16 protein-coding genes are annotated in these 23,875 nt (G+C 50.7%); 6 read left to right on the top strand and 10 right to left on the bottom strand.

The genetic code is table 11. The features are described from left to right. Positions 1–5: 5 nt before the first annotated feature. Together ACXAGQ_RS07210 and ACXAGQ_RS07205 are read right to left on the bottom strand one after the other, a co-directional pair. On the bottom strand, positions 6–1,379 hold the full coding sequence (locus ACXAGQ_RS07210; protein ID WP_475252882.1) for a hypothetical protein: 1,374 nt from the start codon (positions 1,377–1,379) through the stop codon (positions 6–8). Between the two features lie 316 nt (positions 1,380–1,695). Then, positions 1,696–3,060 (bottom strand): YjiH family protein, encoded by a 1,365-nt coding sequence (locus ACXAGQ_RS07205; RefSeq protein ID WP_475252880.1) that lies wholly within the window; start codon positions 3,058–3,060, stop codon positions 1,696–1,698. A 767-nt stretch (positions 3,061–3,827) separates the two neighbouring features. On the opposite strand from ACXAGQ_RS07205, the gene ACXAGQ_RS07200 reads away from it, so the two are divergent. Continuing rightward, positions 3,828–4,820, top strand: coding sequence for a hypothetical protein (locus ACXAGQ_RS07200; RefSeq protein WP_475252878.1), 993 nt, complete (start codon positions 3,828–3,830; stop codon positions 4,818–4,820). Between the two features lie 339 nt (positions 4,821–5,159). Here ACXAGQ_RS07200 and ACXAGQ_RS07195 read toward each other — a convergent pair whose 3' ends face one another. From ACXAGQ_RS07195 to ACXAGQ_RS07170, 6 genes are all read right to left on the bottom strand, one after another. Then, the gene (locus tag ACXAGQ_RS07195; RefSeq protein WP_475252876.1) at positions 5,160–5,618 is read right to left on the bottom strand and encodes a hypothetical protein; all 459 of its coding nucleotides are present in this window, start codon (positions 5,616–5,618) and stop codon (positions 5,160–5,162) included. Positions 5,619–5,620: 2 nt separating this feature from the next. Further along, on the bottom strand, positions 5,621–7,666 hold the full coding sequence (locus ACXAGQ_RS07190) for a hypothetical protein (RefSeq protein WP_475252874.1): 2,046 nt from the start codon (positions 7,664–7,666) through the stop codon (positions 5,621–5,623). Next, complete coding sequence (locus tag ACXAGQ_RS07185; protein ID WP_475252872.1) at positions 7,663–9,411, bottom strand: hypothetical protein; 1,749 nt, start codon at positions 9,409–9,411, stop codon at positions 7,663–7,665. Before ACXAGQ_RS07185 ends, ACXAGQ_RS07190 begins: the two co-directional genes overlap by 4 nt. After that, positions 9,404–10,729 carry a tyrosine-type recombinase/integrase gene (locus tag ACXAGQ_RS07180; RefSeq protein WP_475252870.1) on the bottom strand — a complete coding sequence of 442 codons (1,326 nt, stop codon included), beginning with the start codon at positions 10,727–10,729 and terminating at the stop codon, positions 9,404–9,406. The genes ACXAGQ_RS07185 and ACXAGQ_RS07180 overlap by 8 nt, the downstream gene beginning before the upstream one ends. A 96-nt stretch (positions 10,730–10,825) precedes the next feature. After that, on the bottom strand, positions 10,826–12,184 hold the full coding sequence (gorA, locus tag ACXAGQ_RS07175) for a glutathione-disulfide reductase (RefSeq protein WP_475252868.1): 1,359 nt from the start codon (positions 12,182–12,184) through the stop codon (positions 10,826–10,828). Between the two features lie 175 nt (positions 12,185–12,359). Next, positions 12,360–13,199 (bottom strand): 23S rRNA (adenine(2030)-N(6))-methyltransferase RlmJ, encoded by an 840-nt coding sequence (locus ACXAGQ_RS07170; RefSeq protein WP_475252866.1) that lies wholly within the window; start codon positions 13,197–13,199, stop codon positions 12,360–12,362. A 210-nt stretch (positions 13,200–13,409) separates the two neighbouring features. On the opposite strand from ACXAGQ_RS07170, the gene prlC reads away from it, so the two are divergent. After that, positions 13,410–15,452 (top strand): oligopeptidase A, encoded by a 2,043-nt coding sequence (gene prlC, locus ACXAGQ_RS07165; RefSeq protein WP_475252864.1) that lies wholly within the window; start codon positions 13,410–13,412, stop codon positions 15,450–15,452. 343 nt (positions 15,453–15,795) lie between these two features. On the opposite strand, the gene gppA is transcribed toward prlC, so the two are convergent. Together gppA and rhlB are read right to left on the bottom strand one after the other, a co-directional pair. Next, positions 15,796–17,286, bottom strand: a complete 1,491-nt coding sequence (gene gppA / locus ACXAGQ_RS07160) for a guanosine-5'-triphosphate,3'-diphosphate diphosphatase (RefSeq protein ID WP_475252862.1) — start codon at positions 17,284–17,286, stop codon at positions 15,796–15,798. 15 nt (positions 17,287–17,301) lie between these two features. Further along, complete coding sequence (gene rhlB / locus ACXAGQ_RS07155; RefSeq protein WP_475252860.1) at positions 17,302–18,609, bottom strand: ATP-dependent RNA helicase RhlB; 1,308 nt, start codon at positions 18,607–18,609, stop codon at positions 17,302–17,304. A 113-nt stretch (positions 18,610–18,722) separates the two neighbouring features. Between rhlB and trxA the strand changes: the two genes are divergently transcribed. From trxA to ubiD, 4 genes are all read left to right on the top strand, one after another. Continuing rightward, complete coding sequence (gene trxA / locus ACXAGQ_RS07150; protein ID WP_107298891.1) at positions 18,723–19,049, top strand: thioredoxin TrxA; 327 nt, start codon at positions 18,723–18,725, stop codon at positions 19,047–19,049. Between the two features lie 196 nt (positions 19,050–19,245). After that, the gene (rho, locus tag ACXAGQ_RS07145) at positions 19,246–20,511 is read left to right on the top strand and encodes a transcription termination factor Rho (protein ID WP_317524705.1); all 1,266 of its coding nucleotides are present in this window, start codon (positions 19,246–19,248) and stop codon (positions 20,509–20,511) included. 224 nt (positions 20,512–20,735) lie between these two features. Further along, positions 20,736–21,767, top strand: coding sequence for a hypothetical protein (locus ACXAGQ_RS07140; RefSeq protein WP_475252858.1), 1,032 nt, complete (start codon positions 20,736–20,738; stop codon positions 21,765–21,767). Positions 21,768–21,932: 165 nt separating this feature from the next. Beyond that, complete coding sequence (gene ubiD, locus ACXAGQ_RS07135) at positions 21,933–23,789, top strand: 4-hydroxy-3-polyprenylbenzoate decarboxylase (protein ID WP_475252856.1); 1,857 nt, start codon at positions 21,933–21,935, stop codon at positions 23,787–23,789. Positions 23,790–23,875: the final 86 nt, after the last annotated feature.

Here is a 23,875-nt window from a genome sequence, read left to right as displayed (position 1 = left end):
GCGAATTAAATCTGCTCGCCCCACTTAGCAAGAATAGAGTCGGCAAGGGTTTTGTCTTTTAGCATCAAGCTGAATTTCGCCTTATAGCCGTTAGTGCTAGCGATAGTCATGATGTTGCTATCTTTAGCGACAATTTTAACCTCTAGGTCATTGTCGCCTTCAGGGAAGTCAATCGAAAGCGTACCGTCCTGCTTGACTTGCCAAGGAAGGCGCATATTTTCCTCTTCTTCGGTAATAAGAACCATACCGTCAGCGTCAAATGTCATAGCTGCCAACATGCGGTCAGTTTCCTTGTCCGTAGAGTCATCATCAAGGTAATACCATGTTTGCCCTTCAAGAATGGCACTGTTGAAGCTCTGCATCTCGTAGTCTGGTGCATTGAGGTTTACTGTCGTCCAAAAGTTAAGGTCATTTTGGGGGGTAACAGCAAGGCTTGTTTGTGTAGAGACATAAATAAACTCTTCTTTGCTCTCATTACCGTCTTCTTTATGGACGAGTGAGTTGCCTTCAATACGATACTCTTCCTGTGATGGCGTTGGATCTTTATCGCCCTCGACAGTCAAGATGCCATCCTTGAAGCTAATCTTGAATATTCCCTCTTCAGCAGCGTAAGCATTATTTAAGCTAGCAAAGTAAAGTGTATTGCCTTCAAGGTAATCGCTTAATGATGCGATCATTTCAGTTTTTCCTGCGGTACCGTTTTCATCAATTTCAATGACAATGTCGTCTAGGTTGTCGTCATTGTTGATGCTGGCATTGATCGCCTCGGTGATTTTCTCGGCCGACTTTGTCAGCTTTTCAGCATCATTATCCGTTACTGTTGGTGCCAGTTCGTTCGTCATGCTACGGGCCATAAGATGGGCTTTTTGTGCTGCATCTTTATTTTCTGCAGTTTGCTTAGCTGCAATATAGTCGCCAGAGATAATGCTGGCATCTAGGTTTAGTTCAGCCGCAAGTGTGGTTACTGTTTTATCCTGAATTTCAGCCATAGTAGTGAATGGTGTGACAACTTTGCTGTCGGTATCAGCGATAAGCTCATAACTGTTGCCAAGTAGACCTGCCTTATCACTATCACTGGTTTTACCCGCAATAGCTTGGGCGATAACAGCGTATTTTGCATCTTCAGCTTTGATAGTAATAGCACCATTACTATCTGTTAGTCCGACGACTTCGTTGGCGTCACAAGCGCTATTACTATTTCGGTCTACGCAAACCTGTGCTTGAGATAGATAGCCGTCAATCACTTTGATCTGCTTGGCTGTCGGCTCTACTGGGTTCGTGGTGTCGTTGTTTTTTGAATCAGAAGAATCACTGCCACAGCCTGTTAGCGATAGGGCGGCAATCATCGAAGCTGCAATAGCTGAGTATCTGAAATGCATGGGTTTTCCTTGTAATGCAATAATGAGTATTGATGATTAGTTGTTGTTGTTTTATTGATTGCCCGAATGCTTTTGGGCGCAGTGATATATATTTATTATTTCAAATTACATCAACCACTTAGGAGCTGATATGTGATTGCTGGCACAATATTGCATGGCTAATGGCTCAAAAATGAACTCTTTGATTTTAATTAATAAAATTAATGGCTTACGTGGGTTTTTTTGATGGTGGGAAGGGGAGTATGGCGCAGGGGTGGGCACAAAAAAGCCAGCGGCAAATGCGCTGGCTTTGTAGGTTCTAAATGATGGCTTTCTGTTAGAAGAAGATGTGCGCCATCAGTGCAATCACTGGCAGGGTAACCAGGGTACGCAGGATGAAGATCATGAACAACTCCCACGGCTTGACCGGGATTTTACTGCCGATCAGCAGCGCACCGATTTCCGACATGTAGATCAGCTGGGTTACCGACATTGCCGCAATCACAAAGCGGGTCAAATCGCTCTCAATGCCCGATGCCAAGATAGAAGGCAGGAACATATCGGCAAAGCCAACCACGATAGTTTCAGAGGCGGCAGCGGCTTCTGGAATACGCAGTAGCTCAAGGAACGGGATAAACGGCTGGCCAAGCAGGCTGAATACCGGCGTGTTCTCGGCAATCACCAGGGCAATGGTACCAATGGCCATTACCACAGGCAGGACGCCGAAGATCATATCAATCGCGTTCTTCACCCCTTCAACCACCATGCTGCGCAGGCTTTTCACCTGAGAAGCTTTCTCCAGCGCTTGCTCCAGGCCAAAACCAATCACGGTTTTGCCTTCCGGCAGGGCTTCGATATCGCCATCTAGCGGCTGGCCGTCGATGTAGCGGTCTTTCTTCCACGATAGTGGCGGCAGGCGAGGGACAATTACCGCCGCTGCCAAACCTGCCAGACAAACGGTCAGGTAGAACGGGGCGAACATGTGCTCCAGGTTCACCTGGGCAATCACCACGAGGCTGAACGTGATAGAGACCGCCGTGAAGGTGGTACCGATCACCGCTGCTTCACGCTCGGTGTAGATTTTGCTTTCGTACTGCTTGCTGGTCATCAGCACGCCGACACTGCCGTCGCCTAGCCATGAGGCGATACAGTTCACTGCCGAGCGGCCCGGAAGGTTGAACAATGGGCGCATCACGCGGGTGAACAGGGCGCCGACAAACTCCAGCAGGCCGAAGTTAAGTAGCAATGGCAGCAGCAAACCAGCAAAAAGGAAGACAGAAAAGAGTACCGGTAGCAGATCATTCAGAACCAGGCCGCCGGTATCACCGTGGTGGATCATCTCAGGGCCGATACCGAAGTAGGTCATCACCACAAAGATGGCACCAAGCTGCTGGACCACAAACCATGGCAGGGACGGGTTAAGCAGGCCGCTCAAAAAGCTGCTCTCTAGCACCTCTTTTGGCTTCAATAGCTTGGTGGCGATCGAGGCGACACCGGTTAGGGCGATCACGAAGGTCACCATGGCCGGCAGCATGCCGTCGAACAATGCCTGAACCGATTTGGCCAGAATAGCGATAGGGATTGTCAGTGAATCCTGGTAACTGATAGGTGCCATGAAAAGGAAGACACCGAGGAGCGACGGTAGGATGAACATGAGCCATGGGCTCTTTTTACCGTTTTGGGAAATAACCTGATCCTGCATATTTGGCCTTTAACTGATTGATAAGCTAAGAGTAAATAAATGCTTTATCCTCTAGGGAATAAATATTCACTGATCTTCCATAATCAGGTCGGGCAAGATTACAGTTTTTCACCTTGAAATGGAATTATTTTCGCCAATATCTGCGCTTTTATTCATTATTATTCGCTATCGCACGATATTTATGGTTTAGGATCCTGTTTGTGCTTGTATGGTTGTTGCATGATCTGCAACCCCAAGCACAGCAAAAAGGCAATAAAAAAGGAGCGATGATTGCTCCTTTTTTCATTTAGCTTTGTGGCTAGGCACTGTCGTTAATACCGAGTGCGATTAACGTGACTTATAGCGCCATTTATCGTTATCAACGCATAGTCGCAAACTACCAACACAGGTGGATTCTGAAATAAATCTGGAAAGGTACAAGGGAAGAGGCATTCGAGCCTTTTCCAGAAAAATTGCATTTTGGAACGAATTTTCCTAAAAACGTTAGATTCAATATACCACTTTCCAGAAAATTAACCACATTCAAGAACTCGGTCTATACCTGCCCTAAATGATTTATGCCCCTAACTTTGTTACGAATATAGAGGTTAATCATAATAACTTCTTATGCTTTAGAACCCATGAAAAACTCTTGCTCTGCTACTCAAAACAAGTGATTCACCTTAGAAATCTACAAATAGTTACAATAACTCAATGGCTTACCGCTTGTTATGCCTGTATAAGCATAGTTGGCCTTTTTGATTACTAATAATACACGGAAGTATATGATGAGTAAGGGATTATTTGCTATTACAGTAGCGTCAACTATTTTAGTTGGCTGTGCAAGCACACAAAGTCATGATGAGCTTTTATACTCAAACCAGTTTTCGCATACTCATTCTACTGAGCATAGCAAGGCTATGAATATCATGATGAAGGCCTACAACATCGAGCCTATGAACCCAAATAACCTCGATGAGTTTACCGGTGACTATCATAACCGATTGGCTCGCCGCAGTAACATTACTAGTGGTACATTCACCGCGATGAGTTTGTTAAGCGGTGCAAGTATAGGTAGCAGCCTGCTTTCTGGTGCAGCGACTACTGTTAATGATCAAATGGCCACACCGATTAAATACCACTCCGTAATACGTTCTATTCCATTAGATTCTCATGATGATCTTATTAATGTTAGGAAGAGAAACAGGCAAGAAGTTCTAGAGTCATTAAAGATATCCCTGGATAGCCTTGATTATGACACTACTCATTATCAGTATGAGCTTTCACGTTATATGAACGGTATGTCTGGATCTTATCCAGAAGTGCTCGATTTATTTGTACGAAATGACATTGAACAATGCCAAGAGTTCCATAGTAAGCTTGAGGATGGAAGCTTTACAAACTTTGATATAATGCGTACTAAAAAGCAGCGAGATTTCTTTTTCTCTTGTGCGATAGTCGTTGAAGATACTGGGTCGCGACTAGTCAATACATACAATGACTCAACTAATGAATCACAGCTAAAATATGTGTGGACTAATTGGACATTATTAGATGTTTCTGGTTCGTGGCACATTGAGGTTTATAACAATTTATCCTTGGACAACGCTTATCTGTATTCACCGTCATACTATTGGCTAACATCTCGAGCAAATTGGGGAGAGGTTGATAAGAGCACGTTGGATAGAGCAATGGAACACGGGGTCATCACACCGACACCGATACTAAAAATTCTTGATGGTTCAAATTCTGTTTTGCCATTCTCTCTCGATGACGTTTAATCGATAGTTTGAGCTCTTCATCAGCTTGTCCTGATGGAGAGCTTTATCTTTTACTGAGCACTAACGCAATATACCCCTCTCACAACTAAATATGTAGCGTCAACCTCTGAACAGTCAACGACTAGACAGGCATGCCTTAGCTTGACTTTGGTTCGTTTCCCCAAAGTCAGCTTATCTGAAGTTGCAAAATTCGAAAATCAACCCTAACGCGTTTTTGTCCAAAAATGAGTTTCAAAGCGTTGGTTAGGGCTGTTGGTTAGGGCTGTGTTGAGTGGGACAAGGTGTGATTGGTTGGTAAGCCCACTCAGTTATCTTCCAAGTGGGCAATGCTAGCATTACTTACTTAATTGACACGACCTGGCTTCTTTTTAACTTGGCCAGTTCCTCTCGAAGCTCTGCATTTTCATACTCCAACTCATCAATACGAGCTAATGCTTGAACTAGCTTATCGTTCAGGTGGTGCTGAGAGGCTGCAAACAAGGCCAACTGTTCCCGGGCCTCGTTGTACTTTTCTTTGTAGTTGCTCTTTATTCGTTTCTGCTCATTGAGCTTTGCTCGTACAGTCTGAATTTCTGGCTGAACATGCTCACCTTTGCCGGCTGCGATCTCAGCTTTGGTTTGTTTAACTTTCTCAACAAACTCAGGGTAGTAATAACCGCTACCATTACCCAAATTTGCCTCTTCCTCAACGGCCCTGACGCTTAGCTTCCTGGTCGTTGGTATACGTTTAGCGTTACCGTGTGCTATGCGCTGTAAGGCTGCCTCAAGAGCGATAAGGGTGTTTTCACTTTTTCCCATGCCTAAATCTCCCTCACGGTTAGTTCTGCTTCAAAGGCCGTAAATGCCATCCCAAAGTCTCGCATCACGTTTTCTGCCGCCCTAATTTGAGTAATATAATGACTTCTATCTGTGACCGAGGTGTCTTCACCCAGCGCCATGTAAGCCGATAAGCTGCGATGTTTTTTCTGCCACCACTTCGCCTGTTGTTCATCAATAATGCTGCTGCCAGAGTCGCAATCTACGCAAAACTGAGGGGCAATTACCCCATCCATATCGCAGTCATACCCGCTCTTGCAGTAGCTATGCATTGAACCATGAAGTGTTAATTTTCCATCTTTGACGGCTTTGTATATAACATCCCAAGAGCTGTAGATGGTCGGCACATCGCCACGCATTTTCATAATCGCTTTTCCATGGGTGCCAGATAAGGTTTCGTCCGAATGCCATTGTTTGAAGATTTTATTGGCGGTGGTTTCAGCGTTAATCTCTTCGAGCGCTTGCTGTATTTTTGTATCCACCTTTAAATCTAGCAGGCTCGCCAGCTTACCTCCGTTGGTATACCATTCTGTCATTGAAAGGTAGAGGTGCTTAAATTGCTGCTTGAGCGCAACCAATGTCCCTAAACGGTTCTTCACACAATAAAACGCGAGGCTACGTCTAAATTGGTGAGTGGCCATAGGCCAAGGTTTGCCGACAACAACCTGTCTCTTCACTCTGTCTAAAGAGCGAGGATTGGAGGTTAAGCATTCTTGATAATCGTCTTCAGTCACCACAAAATCAAACTGCTGACAAAAACTCTGCAAGCGGCTATTCCAGTTGGTGATTAATCTCGGTGGCACTGAGCGAGCGCCTTGGTTTACCCATAATGAATTGGTGTACTTCTCATCGGGGTAAGTCACTTCGCTCCGCCAGCGTTTAGTGAGCATTGTCATTAAGTCTATGGCTGTTTTGGAAGAGGCTGCTGTCACCCACGTTTCGCGTTTTTCTCCGAGCTTAAAGGTATGAGATTGCAACATGTGGTGAACTCGCCCACTCAGGGTGTCTTTGTAATAACTGTTGGGCGTCAGCTTATCCAATTCTGAATATCGCATTCCACTGAACCCACCGCAGACAATAAAGCTCGCGGTAATGAGTTGCCCTAAATAGCGTCGAAATTCAGTGGCATTGTTAAGTGGGATGTCAGGAAGCTTATCAGCCAATGGAGCAATAAGAGTACGAGGCTCATGGGGTTGGTTACCTTTAATCGCAAGTGCGTATTTTTGGCTATCAATACTCCCATCACCATTCATAAAAGCATAAGCGCGACCTTGTTGAACTTTGCCATCTAAAATTCTCTTACCTTCAATATAGTTGTCTTGAAGCGCGCTCTCGGTATCGGCCAGCAGTTTGGCATAAGGCAACGCCCCTTCAATGAGTGCTATCGCTTTGCCGTAGATTGCGTGACATAGCCGATCAGGAATGACCAAGGTTTGCTGCTCATCTCTATCACTCAGTCTTTGGGCTTCTTTTGTTGCCTTTATAGGTTCGATGCCCAGCGGTATGTTGTGCCAGCCTGAATCACCGATTGCTCCATTGATAGCAACAAATGTTCTCTCAAGTGTACCTTGAACATAATCTTTCTCTTGAAGGTCGTCATTAAGCTTTGCCATCAGTGGCGAAGAGGAGAGCGCAGCCAGTGATGCTTGATTCTGCTGCATTAAGAATAAGTAAATTTTGATTATGTCGTTTTGTCGAGAATAAACGCCTGAAAACTCCGGTGCTTTTTTCCCTTTTGGGCAGGCGTTAAAAAGCCAACCAAAGGTAAATATCTTGAGTTCACGTTGCAGCTCGGGTGCGGCGTCCAAGCTTGAGAAGTTGAGGTTATTTCTCTCCTTCTTTCGCGAAAAAGGTGCGCAATCCCAATTACTTTGCCCAAACGTTGCCGTCACGTTTCCGTCTCTATCTTTGCAGATAACAACAGCATCCAACTCTTCAAATCGCCCTTCGTGATATAGCGATATAATGTCCACGACTTGCACCTTGTGCGCTTCGGGGAAGTCCGCAGTGTATAAGTGGCTGGTTTTCATGATGATAACTCCTGAGATGGCACAGGGATTAAACCAAGAACGGAATCAGTATCGTCCCAATTAGGGTGATAGCCTTCATCATCAAGCTTGGCTTGTGCTTGTTTGAGTAGTTTTCTGGCAATGTGGGGTAAGATTTTTTCTTCTATGAACACTATGATATTTTCAAAGTTCTGGCGGTAGTGGCTGGCGTCGAGGTGTCGGTAGAGTGATTCCTCAATGCACGCCTTAAAACTAAGTAGGCACCAGATATCTGATAGCGATTGAACGATGACCTGACTCGGACAGCCGAAACAACCGAGCAAATCAGCACAAGCCAATTTTTCCCCTTCACTTAGCAACCCTTGTTTGAATGCTTTCCTTGTGTATTTTTCTGACTTCTCGCCAAAGGGAGTTGCGCAACTCGCACCGTTGGGCGTGCGACTTAAATCAGGCAGATTGATTTTGTTTTCTTCCTCTATGACCAAAACATCAATACCTAAATTGGTCTGCGCCTTTTTCGGGTTTACGCCACTTTTAATCTGCTCTTCTCGTATCGACATCGTATCTTGCATCATGGCATTGTTGGTTATTCGGTTTCCTTCGCTATAGCTTATCTTTCTCGTGTTAGGCTTATTGCCTAGCATGATGTCATTCATCATTTCGCCTTGGTGATAGGCGGTAATCTGTGCGCCCGTTTCACGAAAACGGCTAATCGTCGGGCGTAGTCTACGTCCCGTTTGGTCAGTGAAGGTAAAATGCTTTTCAACCCACCGTAGGAAAGGCTGAAGAACAGCGCTTTTCATTGGTGTGGCTTGCTGCGCAGCGACGGTTTGAAGCAGTGTGGCGTTTTTATCGGTTGAAATTGAGCGTGACGCATTGAGTAAGTTGTCGAAGAAAGGCATGGCGTATTTCGGTATATCCAGCTCATGCTCACCCATCTCAACTTGAATGGTTTTGAACGCTCGGCGCTTAAATGCGGGCATGGTGTACCACGTTTCTCCTACTGACGTAGAGGCATTACTTGGCTGTGGTAACTGAAATAAATCACTGGTGTTTGCGTAGGTGTAATAAGACAAAAGGTATGTGCCTGCGGACATCATTTTCGATATCGCACCACCTAGCTTATAGGTTTGACCTTTCCACGAGAAGGTCATGGTGTGCGTTATCTTATGAGCCTTGATATGCGTTTCGGGCGATTCAATAAATTGGTGGTAGGTTTGCTTAAACAGACTGCGGAGGAAGGGGAGCAGTTGGTTTAAATCACTGCGAGTATAGGCTTCGAAAGATTCTCTATCACTTTTATCCATCACTGTTATCGTGCTGAAATAGCTTGATGGACAATCCAAATAATCACGAAATAGCACCAACATAGCAGAGTGAAGTTGGAGATAACCACTACTTTTAAGAGTCCCTTGCATAACCCTAATATGCAGATGAGACATATAACTTTCCAGTGACTCTTGGGTAAAAGCTAACGCATTATTTAGGTCGCACCACCGAAGGTATTGAGACAGTTTAAGGTAATGCGTATACAGAGTGTAATGACTCTCCCCTTCTTCTATCCTTTCACAAAAACGGTCTTTGATTTGGAGCACAAAGCCTTCACGGTCGGCATCCTCAAATTGACCGCCTTGCTGTAGTGTTTTCGTAGCAGGCCAGTGCTTGACCAGCAAGCGATTAAAATCAGCGAGATGATTATTTTCAGTATTTAGCTGAAAACAAAGCTCTGACTTCCAGCCGTGGAGGTATGAAACATTATTACTCATCCTCACCACCTAGCGCTTCGTGCATGATGGCATCCAAGATGCCAAATTTAACCTTGAAGGCGTCCCTGCGTTTTAAGAATTTCACATACTTCATGGTGGTACTTTCATCTTTATGTCCCATCCAGCCCATCAGAAGCTCAATACAATCGCCAACAGGCAATTTAGCATCTAGCAGGTCACTGAGGCGGTAGGTGGCATAGGTGGCGCGTAAATCATGGAAACGATGGTTAAATGAAGGTTCTGCCTCTTTTATTTCTGCCCTGAACTCAACCCACCGAGCTTCAATGGACTTCCCCGTAGCAGGGTTACCTTGCTGGCTAATAAAAAGCGGTTCGTGGCGTTCACTGCGCTCTAGTATTTCAATGCTCTTCTGGGCGAAAGGAGGAGTGTCGCTATCCAACCGCTCAATTTTCTCACTCATCTTGGCGACACGCTTCAGGCGGCGCTCTGAAGTTCGATATTCATTCAATGACTGAAGTAAATCCGATGAAATCTCGACAGCCCGAGTTTTTAGGAATTTGGTTTGCACCCCTGTGGAGCGGGGGCATAACAGAATCTCTAGACGATGCTCGCTCTCTGCAAGCGGGGTTGCGGTGTCTAGTGCATCTAGCGTTAGGGTTGCCACTTCTTCAACTCGCATTCCGGTATCAATCGCAAGCAAGGCTTGTAAGCGCAGCTCTTCAGATGTTTGTAGTAGGTGTCGGGTCAAAATGCTCAGGGCATCACGGCTTAACGGGGATAGCGGTCTGATGTTTTTGCTATCCGCATCCCTCGGCACTTTTATGCGTAAATCACTGGTCTCAACAATGAAGGTTGGAGATAAATGGGCAAGCATCCCCGTGTTCTGAACAGAGACAAACTCCATTTTGAAAGGGGCCTCTTTCTCATTTTTTATGCGTAGATAACCATCGTGCATCAACCATTTATAGTAATTGACGATTTGGTTCATACGAACGCTGGCTGTGCTATGAGCAAGCTCGCCTTGCTTTATTTGCTTGAGCAGGTGGGAACGGAACAGATAAGTCGGTTTGAGTCGTTTGACAGGTGGGAATTTATCCCAATGTAGCCCCTTGTCCTCAAGAAACTGGTGGTAGGCACGTAGAGCTTGTGCGCAGGGAGATAGGTCTTCCGCCTTCTTTACGGCCTTGAGATAAAACAGATAGCTGTTGGCTTCCTGATTGAATACGCCATCTTGCGAAAAGAGCGTCGGTAGCGAGCCTATATTGTCAGTGGAGGGTTTGCAATGGAATGACCCATCATCCAGTTTTTTTAGCTCAGTCTCTTTGAAAACATCGCTGGAGTGTACAAGGTACGTCATAAATCATCCTGAAAATATCACTGTCCATATATACAGTATGGACAGTGATTAATTATTTTCCAGATTTATTTACGTGTGTAAGATGCTTTTCCTACACTAACCCCTCATGGTAACGAACTCTTCCGAGCCCGTTGGGTGGATAGCCACGACTGAGTCGAAGTCTGCCTTGGTCGCGCCCATCTTCATCGCGACACCGAAGCCCTGGATCATCTCGTCGACGGTGTAGCCGATGCCGTGAAGGCCAACCACTTTCTCGTCAGGGCCGGCACAAACCAGTTTCATCTTGCATGGCTGGCGGTGTGCGGTAACTGCAGTGTACATGGCGGTGAAGCCAGACTTGTACACTTTCACGTTCTCTTTGCCAAACTCGGCAATGGCTTCTGCTTCTGTCTGGCCGATAGTACCGATTGGCGGGTGGCTGAACACTACGGTTGGAACCAACTTGTAGTCCATCTTGGCTTCAGGCTTGTTGTTGAACAGGCGCTCAGACAGTTGGCGACCGGCCTTAACCGCAACCGGTGTTAGCTCGATACCGCCTTCCATGATATCGCCGACACAGTAGATGCCTTCGACATTAGTACGCTGGTACTCGTCAACCTTGATGTAGCCGCGAGCGTTGGTTTCAACGCCGGTCGCTGCCAGGTTGATCTTGTCGGTAGTCGGGTTACGGCCGATGGCCCAGATCAGTACATCGGTGTTGTGCGACTCGCCGTTTTCGAAATGTAGAGTCACTGAGCCATCAGCTTCCTTAATCACTTCTTTCGGTACGCTGTGGGTGTGCAGTGTTGGGCCTTCTTTGTCCATCACTTCAACCAAGGTCTCGATGATCATTGGGTCAAAGCTGCGTAGCGGTGATTCCTTGCGGACGAACAGGTGGGTATCGGTACCCAGAGCGCTCAGAACGCCTGCGATTTCAACCGCGATGTAGCCAGCACCAATAACGGCTGTACGCTTAGGCTGTTCGTTAAGCTCGAAGAAGCCGTTTGAATCGATACCGTGCTCGGCACCTGGTACGTTCGGGATAGTCGGCTCACCGCCAACGGCGATCAGGATATGGTCGGCAGTGTAGTGCTCGCCGTTTACTTCGATAGTCTTCTCGTCTACGAACTTGGCGAAACCGTTGATCACTTCAATCTTGTTGTTGCCCAGTACGTTGTCGTAAGCAGTGTGGATACGGCTGATATAAGCTTCGCGGCTCTCGACCAGCTTGCCCCAGTCAAAGCCTTTAACGTCGACGTCAAAGCCGTAGTCCTTGGCGTAAAGATGCATAGCTTCAGCAATTTGGGCACCATGCCACATGACTTTCTTTGGTACACAACCGACGTTGACACAGGTACCACCCAGTGCCTTGGCTTCGACCAGTGCCACCTTGGCACCGTACATAGCCGCACGGTTTGCCGAAGCAATACCGCCACTGCCGCCGCCGATACAGATGTAATCAAAATGCTTTGCCATGACTTTACTCCAATATTGTTTTGATTTGGTAACAGCTCCTGCTGTGCTAGCCCTAGTGTAATCAAGAATGGGAAGAGTTACGAGAGGGGGAGTTCGAGAAAGTTGGAACAAAAAATAACAGCCACAAAAAAGGCGGGAACCCCCGCCTTACAAGCTGTTAGCGCTAAATCGCCGCTTATTCCGGAACGATCCACTCTACTTTGTAGTGGCCGTGGTTAGGGGCGATGGCCTCTTTTAGCCATGGCAGAATTACCTTCATTTGGCTCTCCAGTTTCCACGGCGGGTTGATCACAATCATGCCCGAGGCGGTCATGCCGCGCTCTTCGGTATCCGGCTCGACACCCAGCTCGATTTGCAGGATCTTGCGGATCCCCAGCTCTTCCAGCCCCTTGAGCATCTTGTCGATATTCTCGCGGTAAACGACCGGGTACCAGATGGCATAGGTGCCCGTCGCCCAGCGCTTGTGGCTCTCTTTGATTGCCTTGACCACATCCATGTACTCGTGCTTGAGCTCGTACGGTGGGTCAATCAGGATCACGCCGCGGCGCTCTTTCGGTGGCAGGCTGCCTTTGAGGCGGGCAAAAGCATCTTCTTTGTAGATGCGCACCTGGCGGTCGCCACGGAACTCCTGCAGCAGCAGCGGGAAGTCGCTAGGGTGCAGCTCGGTCAGCACCATGCGGTCCTGTTCGCGGATTTGGGCGCGGGCGACTTTCGGCGAACCTGGGTAGTAACGCAGCTCGCCACCGTCATTCAGCACCTTGATGGCGTCGATGTAGCTGGCGATCTCGGCCGGGATATCGTCACGCTGCCAGATCCGGGCAATACCTTGCTTGAACTCGCCAGTTTTCTCACTGCGCTCATCCTGAAGGTCGTAACGGCCGACACCGGAATGGGTGTCGTGGTAGACGAAGGGTTTGTCCTTTTGTTTCAGGGCATCCAGGATCAGGCTCTGGACAATGTGCTTGACCACATCGGCATGGTTGCCGGCATGGAAACTATGGCGGTAGCTCAGCATGGCTGGGATCTCGACAGGCTAGGGATAAATTGGGTCAGTATTATCGCCAATTGGCAGGGAATAGCCAGCAACCGTGATGACTTTCATGCTTAAGGTGTTAAATCTAGGTTAAAATTAGATGGCTGCGTTACGATTTAGTGCGATGAAAGGATTGAATTTACGCTGTTCAAGACGCATTTATTAATGGACAACTAATTTAAGGAATTGCGCATGACTAACCCATTACTTTCGATGACGGGCCTGCCTCCGTTTTCGCTAATCCAGCCTGAGCATGTCAAACCTGCCGTCGAGCAGGCTATTGCTGACTGCCGCGCGGCTGTGGAGCAAGTGCTGGCAGCTGATACCGCACCAAGCTGGGACACCATCTGCGTACCGCTGGCAGAAACGGACGACCGTTTGAGCCGCATTTGGTCGCCAGTCGGCCACCTCAACGCAGTGAAGAACAGCAACGAGCTGCGCGAAGCCTACGAGAGCTGCCTGCCGATGCTGTCGGACTACGGCACCTGGGTTGGTCAGCACAAGGGGCTGTACGATGCCTTCAAAGCGATCAAGGCTGATGATAGCTTTGCCGAGTTGAGCCAGGCACAGCAAAAATCGATCACCGATGCGCTGAAAGAGTTTGAACTGTCGGGCATTGGCCTGCCAGCCAAAGAGCAGCACCGCTACGGTGAGATCAGCAAGCGCCTGTCCGAGCTGTCTTCTACATTCAGCAATAATGTATTGGATGCCACCATGGGCTGGAGCAAGCTGGTGGCTGACGAAGCCGAGCTTGGCGGTTTGCCCGAGTCGGCCCTGCAGGCGGCAAAGGCGGCTGCTGAAGCCAAAGAGCAGGAAGGCTACCTGTTCACCCTGGATATCCCATCTTACCTGCCGGTGATGACTTACTGTGACAACCGTGATCTGCGCCAGGAAATGTACGAAGCCTTTGTTACCCGTGCGTCTGACCGCGGCCCGAATGCCGGCAAGTGGGACAACAGCGAAATTATTGCCGAGAAGCTCAAGCTAACCCACGAGATTGCCCGCCTGCTGGGTTTCAATACCTATAGCGAGAAATCTCTGGCGACCAAGATGGCGGAATCTACCGAGCAGGTACTGGGTTTCTTGAACGACCTCGCCAGCCGCGCCAAGCCGCAGGGCGAGCGTGAAGTGGCTGAGCTGCGTGAGTATGCCAGCACCGAGTTTGGCGCCGAAGACCTGGAGCCTTGGGATTTTGCCTTCTATGCCGAGAAGCTCAAGCAGCACCGCTACAGCATCTCTGATGAGCAGCTGCGTCCGTACTTCCCGGAGCAGAAAGTCGTTGCTGGCCTGTTCGAGGTACTCCTGCGTGTATTCGGCATGGACGTCAAAGAGCGCACCGGTGTCGATACCTGGCATGAGTCGGTGAAGTTCTACGATATCTTCGATGCCCAAGGCGAGCTGCGCGGTAGCTTCTACCTTGATTTGTATGCCCGTGAGCACAAGCGCGGCGGCGCGTGGATGGATGAATGTATCGTCCGCCGTACCCGCCAAGATGGCAGCTTGCAGGCGCCGGTGGCATACCTGACCTGTAACTTCAACAAGCCGGTGGGCGACAAGCCTGCGCTGTTTACCCATGACGAGGTGGTCACCCTGTTCCACGAAACTGGCCACGGTATCCACCACATGCTGACCCAGATTGAAGTCCCGGCAGTCTCGGGGATCAACGGTGTGCCTTGGGATGCGGTTGAATTGCCGAGTCAGTTCCTGGAAAACTGGTGCTGGGAAGAAGAGGCCCTGGCGTTTATCTCCGGCCATTACGAAACTGGCGAGCCGCTGCCAAAAGAGATGCTGGACAAGATGCTGGCTGCCAAGAACTTCCAGTCGGCGATGGGGATCCTACGTCAGCTAGAATTTGGCCTGTTTGACTTCACCCTGTACACCCAATACGACCCTGAAGTGGGTGCCAAGGTGCTAGAGACGCTAGCAGATATCAAATCCCGTGTATCGGTGGTACCAAGCCCTGAATTCGGCCGCTTCCCGCATAGCTTCAGCCACATCTTCGCCGGTGGCTACAGCGCAGGCTACTACAGCTACCTGTGGGCAGAAGTGCTGTCGTCGGATGCGTACTCGCGTTTCGAGGAAGAGGGGATCTTCAATACCGAAACCGGGGCTGACTTCCTCGATTGTATCCTTGAGCGCGGCGGCAGCGAGGAGCCGATGGACTTGTTCAAGCGCTTCCGTGGCCGTGAGCCGCAGATCGATGCATTGCTCCGCCACAGCGGCATCACCGGATAATGAGCTGACTGGGCTGGTTATTTCACCCCAGCCCAGCATCGGACATGCTCATTGATAATTATCAACTCCGCGTGTCCTCTTTGCTCTGGGGTGAAATCCCTGCGCCGAATCAGCCATTATGCTTGAGTTTTGTTGGTGAAGTTTTTGGTCGTGCTCATTGATGATTATCAACTCCGCGCGCCCTCTTAGCTATGAAGCGAAATCCCTGCGCCAAAGACGGGCAATTAAGAAAGTGAGAGTTTGAAGATGCTTTTCTTTGAATCTAATTTGAATTACACATTAGATTTGTAGACGAGCAATAAAAAAGCACCCCGCGGGGTGCTTTTTTTATGGGTGGTGCGTGTTACTCGCTGGCGATGATAGCCAGTGGCCAGCCCATGTCGCTCTGGCGGGTGGCCTCCTGGTGCAGTTCGGCATCGGTCAGCGGGTTGGCCGCCAGCCAGCTGGCTGGCAGTGACAGGCTCAGCGCGTTGTCCTGTGCTGCCAGGGTGAACGGCGGCTGGTGGCTGCTGTTGCGGCGGTGGCACAGGATCACAGCCAGGCGCAGCAGGCGCAGCAGGCGGGTTGCGCTCTGGGCCGACAGGGCGTGTTGCTCCGGCAGGCTGGTCAGGTTGTCGCGGTAGCGGCGCAGCAATTCACCGATAAGGTGCTTCTGGGCACGGGTGAAGCCGGGTAGGTCACTATGGTGGATCAAGTAGGCCGCGTGCTCGCCGCTCTTCTTGAACTCGATCATGGTGCCGATTTCATGCAGTGCCGTGCTGGCATCGAGCAGGTAGTGCGCCTGAGGTTCCAGGGTCCATTCCGATAGGCAGCTAGCCAATAGGGCACGGGCGGTATCGCTGACGTTGCCGGCATGGGTGCTGTCGAGCTGGAAGCGGGTCTGCAGGCTCTGCAGGGTGCGTTCGCGGACATCATTGTGTCGCATCTGGCTCATCATCTCGTATACCATGCCTTCGCGCAGGGCGCCGCCGGCAAGGGTCATCGATTCGATACCCAGAGATTCGAAAATCGCGATCAGGATAGACAGGCCGCTCGGGAAGACCAGCGCGCGCTCAAGGGTCAGGCCCTCAATATCGAGATCTTCCAGGCGCTCGTACTGCATGGCCTGGCGCTGCATCCGCTTGAGCTTCTGCAGGGTAATTATTTCATCCATCCCCTGGGCCAGCATGATTTCCTGCAAGGCCTGGACGGTACCGCTGGCCCCGACACAGGTTTGCCAGCCCAGCGTCTGGTATTGCTCAACGATAGGGGCAATAGCCGCTTTGGCGGCCGCGATCGCGGCATCGAAGTTGGCCTCGGTAAGGTAGCGGTCTTTGAAATAGCGCTCAAGCCAGGTGACACAGCCAATTTTGAGGCTGGTCAGGGCACTGGCATCAAACCCCTCACCAATGATGACTTCGGTGCTGGCTCCGCCGATATCGACTACCAAGCGCTTGCCACAGCCGCCAGAGGTGTGGGCAACGCCCTGGTAGATGATCCGGGCTTCTTCTTCGCCAGGAATGATATCGACCGGGTAACCGAGGATAGTCTCGGCTTTGGAAAGAAATGCCTCGGCATTGACGGCCGTGCGCAGTGCAGCGGTGCCGACAATACGGATGTTGCTTGCCGGGATATCCTGCAGGCGTTCGGCAAACAGGCTCAGGCAGTCCCACCCCCGTTGCATTGCCTCAATGCTCAGCTCGTTTTCGCTGTTGAGGCCGGCAGCCAGGCGGACTTTGCGCTTGATCTTGGCTAAGGTCTGGACGGTGCCTGCGACCTCCCGGACTATCCACATGTGGAAGCTGTTGGAGCCAAGGTCAATGGCGGCGTACAAGGGTGATACTGTTCTTTCCATAGGCATATCTTTCTTTTACTGCTGTTTGTTCTGCGGCGGACGGCGACGGCTGCGCTGGCGCGACTGGCCTTGACGCTGTGAGCCACCGCCACTGCGACGGTTGCCACCTTGGCGCGGAGAGCGAGGAACGCTCAATGGCGGCGGCAGGTCATCTAGCAGGGCTTCCGAGTCGTACTTCGACAGCGGGATAGCATGTTCAATGTAGGTTTCGATAGCTGGCAGGTTAATGGCATATTGCTCACAGGCAAAGCTGATCGAATGGCCGCTGGCACCTGCACGACCGGTACGGCCGATACGGTGAACGTAGTCTTCGGCATCGTCAGGCAGGTCGTAGTTGAATACGTGTGTCACCTGAGGGATGTGCAGGCCACGTGCCGCCACGTCTGTTGCTACCAGGATATCGACTTCACCTTGGGTGAACTGCTCCAGGATGCGAACACGTTTCTTCTGCGGTACATCGCCGGTCAGTAGGCCAACACGGTGTTTATCTGCTGCAAGGTGTGCCCAGATATCTTCACAGCGGTGCTTGGTGTTGGCAAAGATGATGGCGCGGTCTGGCCATTCTTCTTCGATCAGGCTCTGAAGCAAACGCATCTTTTCTTGGTTCGATGGGTAGAACAGCTCTTCCTGGATACGGTGGCCAGTCTTCTGCTCTGGCTCGACAATCACGCTTTCAGGTGAGTTCATGTGCTCGAACGCCAGCTCTTTCACGCGGTAAGACAGCGTTGCCGAGAACAGCATGTTCAGACGTTCCTGCGGTGCAGGCATACGGCGGAACAAGAAGCGGATATCCTTGATAAAGCCAAGGTCGAACATACGGTCGGCTTCGTCCAGCACCACGGCCTGGATAGAGCGTAGGTCAATCACACGCTGCTTGTAGAAATCGATGATACGGCCACAGGTGCCAATCAGGATATCTACGCCGGCCTCGAGGGTTTTCTGCTGTTTCTCGTAGGCTTCACCACCATAAGCAAGTCCCGCTTTTAGACCGGTGCTTTCAAGCAATGGCTTGGCATCGTTGTAAATCTGGATCGCCAGTTCACGTGTTGGTGCCATAATAATGGCACGAGGATGGTTTTGCTTACGATCCTCTTTTGCTGGGTTTAGCAGCAGGTAGTTAAAAGTCGCAGTCAGGAAAGCCAGGGTTTTCCCTGTGCCTGTTTGAGCCTGACCAGCAATGTCACGGCCGGAGAGCACTACCGGCAATGCCAGCGCCTGGATCGGCGTACAATTATGGAAGTTTTTGGCTTCCAATCCTTGTAAAACCTGAGGTTCTAAACCCAGGTCGGCAAATTTTTGCTCTGTGATGTGAGTCGTCTTCATTCGTATAGAATATCAGCTTAGGGTTGCAATACGAAACGGATTCCATTCAAATAGGGCATCGATTTGCTGGTTAAAATCAAATCAGCTAACAAAATCAACCATTGGAGTGGAAGATGAGCGACAAGATTGTGCAGCTGACAGACGCAAGTTTCGAAAGTGATGTCATTACTGCTGCAGGCCCGGTACTAGTCGATTTTTGGGCTGAATGGTGTGGTCCATGTAAAATGATTGCCCCAATTCTTGACGAAATCGCGGACGAGTACGAAGGCAAGCTGACTATCGGTAAATTGAATATCGACCAGAATGCAGCGACACCACCGAAATTCGGTATCCGTGGTATCCCGACACTGCTGCTGTTCAAAGACGGCGGTGTAGCGGCAACCAAAGTGGGTGCCCTGTCAAAGAGCCAGCTTAAAGAGTTCCTAGACGCGAACCTGTAAGCGACTCTGTCTCGAACCGTGCACAATTTCTCGTTGTGCATGGTTTGACTTGCGTCTATGCTAGACGGATGAGATCTTTAGTGCTAACTTATTGCACGTAATCTGTAATTTTGTTCATTCCTTGACCAGCCCCATTGGTCAGCTTTATCTCAATTAACATAGAACCCCAATTTTGACTGACAAGAAACCCACCACTATGAATCTTACTGAACTGAAGAACCAGCCTATTTCTAAGTTGGTTGCGCTTGGCGAAAGCTTAGGACTGGAAAACCTGGCGCGTTTGAGAAAACAAGACATCATCTTTGCAATTCTCAAACAGCATGCGAAAAGTGGTGAGGACATTTTTGGCGATGGTGTTCTAGAAATCCTTCAAGATGGCTTCGGCTTCCTCCGCTCTGCAGACAGTTCTTACCTCGCCGGTCCAGATGATATCTACGTTTCCCCTAGCCAAATCCGCCGTTTCAACCTTCGCACTGGTGACACAATTGCCGGCAAGATCCGCCCGCCAAAAGACGGTGAGCGTTACTTTGCCCTGCTGAAGGTCAACGAGGTTAACTACGATAAGCCGGATAACGCGCGTAACAAGATCCTGTTCGAAAACCTGACGCCGCTGCACGCCAACGAGCGTATGCGCATGGAGCGTGGTAACGGTTCGACCGAAGACATCACGGCCCGTGTACTGGACTTGGCTTCGCCAATCGGTAAAGGTCAGCGTGGTTTGATTGTTGCACCGCCAAAAGCGGGTAAAACCATGTTGCTACAGAACATTGCCCAGAGCATTGCCTACAACCACCCAGAGTGTGAGCTGATGGTATTGCTGATCGATGAGCGTCCGGAAGAAGTAACCGAGATGCAGCGCCTGGTTAAGGGTGAAGTGGTTGCCTCTACTTTCGATGAGCCAGCGTCACGTCACGTTCAGGTGGCTGAGATGGTGATTGAGAAAGCCAAGCGTCTGGTTGAGCACAAGAAAGATGTTGTGATCCTGCTTGACTCCATCACTCGTCTGGCACGTGCTTACAACACCGTGATCCCGTCATCGGGCAAGGTACTGACCGGTGGTGTGGATGCCAACGCCCTGCACCGTCCGAAGCGTTTCTTCGGTGCGGCCCGTAACGTTGAAGAGGGCGGCAGCCTGACTATCATCGCAACCGCACTGGTTGATACCGGCTCTAAGATGGATGAAGTTATCTACGAAGAGTTCAAGGGTACAGGTAACATGGAACTGCACCTTTCGCGTAAGATCGCTGAAAAGCGTGTCTTCCCAGCGATTGACTTCAACCGCTCTGGTACCCGTCGTGAAGAGCTGCTGGCGAAAACTGACGAGCTGCAGAAGATGTGGATCCTGCGCAAGATTGTTCACCCGATGGGCGAAACCGATAGCATGGAATTCCTGATCGACAAGCTATCGATGACCAAGACCAACGACGAGTTCTTCGACGCGATGCGCCGCCAGAAGTCGTAACGGCTGTCAGCATAATTGCTGGATGAGTCACAGAATTGAAAAACGCCACCGCTTGTGGCGTTTTTTATTTTTGGTACACTGGCAGCCTTAATTGATCGTTGTTCAATTAAGGCTTTGCTGGTAATTCGAAGCAAAAAATCGATATACTGTTTTTGTTATCAATTTGTGATATCGGATCAGGATGATCCGGGAACCGACATATCTTTGTTCACCAAGGAGGTGACATGCGACTAGGAAAGTGCATGCAAATAGGTTTGCTGGCGGCAGGGATGGTGACGGCCCAGGTGATGGCTGAGGCTGCCTTGCCGGCGACAGAAACCACCGAGCAGGAAGTCGAACAAGTCCAATCTTCCCTTCAGGTGCGAAACCGGGTGTCAGCCCTGCGCCAATACTACGATGCCAGTGACTTTGCGACGCTGGAAACCCAATTATCCTCATTGCCCCTGCTGCAGCAAGAAGCGGTGCGTAGCCAGTTGATTGATCATGCTAGCGATATTGCGGATAAGCCCGGTGGGCTGGATCAGGCCAAAGCCGGTTGGCTAGAGGCTCAGGCGGCGCGCACGCCGGCGTTTAACGTTGTCGAGCAGGGAGATGGCTATCTGGTGACCCAATCTGCTTTTCATTATGGCGCCAAGGCTCGCAGTCTTGTGGTGCGCTGGCAGCAGCAGCTGTTAGCTCTGCAGATGGTCGAGCAAGCCGAGCGTGGTGAGCTGCAGCTATCAGATTGGCTGGCCGGGGATATCCAAACCCAGGCTGCCCGCCGCGATATTTTTCTCGCGCAGCTACCTCAACTATCGGCCACAGCAGTGGACGAGCTGGCTGAACAGTTTACCTCGGACAGCAAATTGCTGTGGTTGCCGGACAATGCGGTGATTGCCGCGGTGGCGGCCGCCTCTGGCGATGAAGGGGTCTACCATTTGCTGTGGCGCCGTCGCAGCGACCAATATAGCCTGGCCGAGCTCAACCGCCTGGCTGGGCTGGCACCGCAACAAGCGGCTACCAAGCAGCTGATGGCGGCGACAATGAACCCAACCTTGAAGCTCCAAGCGTACCGAGCCCTTATCACCCTAAAGCCGTTGCCAGTGGCTGCCCGGGACTTCCTCAGCGGCAAGCTGAGCGAGGTTGACGACGGCGAGCTGGTGGCGACCGAGCTTGCCCGCAGCGGCTACTTAGATTGGCTCGAGCAGCTGGCATCGGTCAGCCGCAGCCAGGTGTTGCAGAAGAACTTACGTTCGGCAGTGGCCAATCAGCCGTAAACCGGCAGGCCCGTGGCTTCGGCTGGGGCTGGATCGCAGTGGTCGGATTTTCCGCTGTCCTACCGTTAACAAGTCGTTATAATGTTTTGATAATGATTATTTGTACCCGGTGGCTGTAACCAGCACCGGGTGCTGGTGTATTTAGGATAGGTAACCGCGAAACCGATGAAGTTCAAGGATCTGCGAGAATTTATTGACTATCTGGAGCAACAGGGCGAGCTCAAGTGTATCAAGCAGCCTGTCGACCCGGATCAGGAGATCACCGAAATCTGTGATCGTACCCTGCGTGCCGGCGGGCCGGCCCTGCTGTTCGAAAACCCGGTGGGCTACGATGTCCCGGTGCTGGCGAATCTGTTCGGTACCCCGGGCCGGGTGGCAATGGGAATGGGGCGGACAGATGTCCGTGAACTGCGGGAAGTCGGCAAGTTGCTGGCCTACCTGAAAGAGCCCGAGCCGCCGAAAGGTTTCCGTGAAGCGCTGGACAAGCTCCCTGTGTTCAAGCAGGTGCTCAATATGCCGGTCAAGCGGCTGCGCAGCGCGCCGTGCCAGGACATCGTCTGGCAGGGTGATGAGGTTGATTTGGATAAAATTCCGGTGATGAGCTGTTGGCCGGATGATGTGGCACCGCTGCTGACCTGGGGCCTGACCATCACCAAAGGGCCGAACAAAAAGCGCCAGAACCTGGGGATTTACCGCCAGCAGAAGATCGGCAAAAACAAAATCATCATGCGCTGGCTGGCCCACCGTGGCGGTGCGCTGGATCTGCGTGACTGGATGGAAACCAACCCGGGCAAGCCCTTTCCGGTGAGCGTAGCGTTTGGCGCCGATCCGGCGACCATCTTAGGTGCAGTTACCCCGATTCCCGATACCTTGTCCGAGTATGCCTTTGCCGGCTTGCTCCGTGGCCGCAAGAGCGAAGTCGTCAAGAGCCTGAGCAATGACCTGGAAGTGCCGGCCAGTGCGGAGATTGTCCTTGAAGGCTATATCGATCCGAACGAGTTTGCCGACGAGGGGCCGTATGGCGACCATACCGGTTACTACAATGAGGTCGAGCGCCACCATGTATTCACTATTACCCATGTGACCATGCGCAATGAGCCTATCTACCACAGTACCTATACGGGCCGCCCGCCCGACGAGCCAGCTGTACTCGGGGTCGCATTGAACGAAGTGTTCGTGCCTATTTTGCAAAAGCAGTTCCCTGAGATTGCCGATTTCTACCTGCCGCCGGAAGGGTGCTCCTACCGCATGGCAGTGGTGTCGATGAAGAAGCAGTACCCTGGCCATGCCAAGCGGGTGATGATGGGCGTCTGGTCTTTCCTACGCCAATTCATGTACACCAAGTTTGTCATCGTGGTGGATGAAGATGTCGATACCCGTGATTGGGGTAGCGTCGTCGCAGCAATGGCCCGTGATATGGACCCGGTGCGCGACACCTTGTTTATCGACCAAACCCCGATTGACTCGTTGGACTTTGCCTCACCGGTGGTGGGTCTGGGCTCCAAGATGGGGCTGGATGCCACCCGCAAGTGGGAGGCGGAAACCGCCAATGCTGTTGCTTATCCCCGCCCGCAAGCTGAACAGAATCACCACGCCTTGGAGCAGGAAATCAAGCAGCTCCCGGCAGTGATTGATTGCTACCTGCCGTCAACGGCAGAATGCGCTGGCGTGGCGATTGTGACCATCGATAAAGACCAAGAGGGCCAGGCATTGCAGGTGATGGACAGTATCTGGACGATACTGGCCGGTAAAGCCGACACCAAATTCATCATTGCCTGCGATGGTGATGTTAATGCCCGCGATTGGAATGATGTGATTTGGGCGGTGACCACCCGGATGGATCCGAGCCGTGATACCCTGATGGTTAACCAAACAAAAGAGCATGGTGCCAGGATTGGCCTTGATGCCACCAACAAACTGCCGGGCGAAGCGAGCCGGGAGTGGGGCACGCCAATCGTCAAGTCTCCGGAGGTGGTTGCCAAAGTGGATGCCATCTGGGATGAACTGGGGATCCTGGGTTAACCTTGTTGTAAGCCAAATTTGGACGTCGAATAGATTCGTCATCCAGAACAATTAACCAAGGCCCGGTAAGAAAGCCGGGCGTGAGA

The sequence above is a fragment of the Photobacterium sp. ABD4_091 genome (assembly GCF_056160145.1).
Note: the sequence above shows the minus strand (reverse complement) of the source record. Positions and strands in the feature narration are given on the sequence as shown.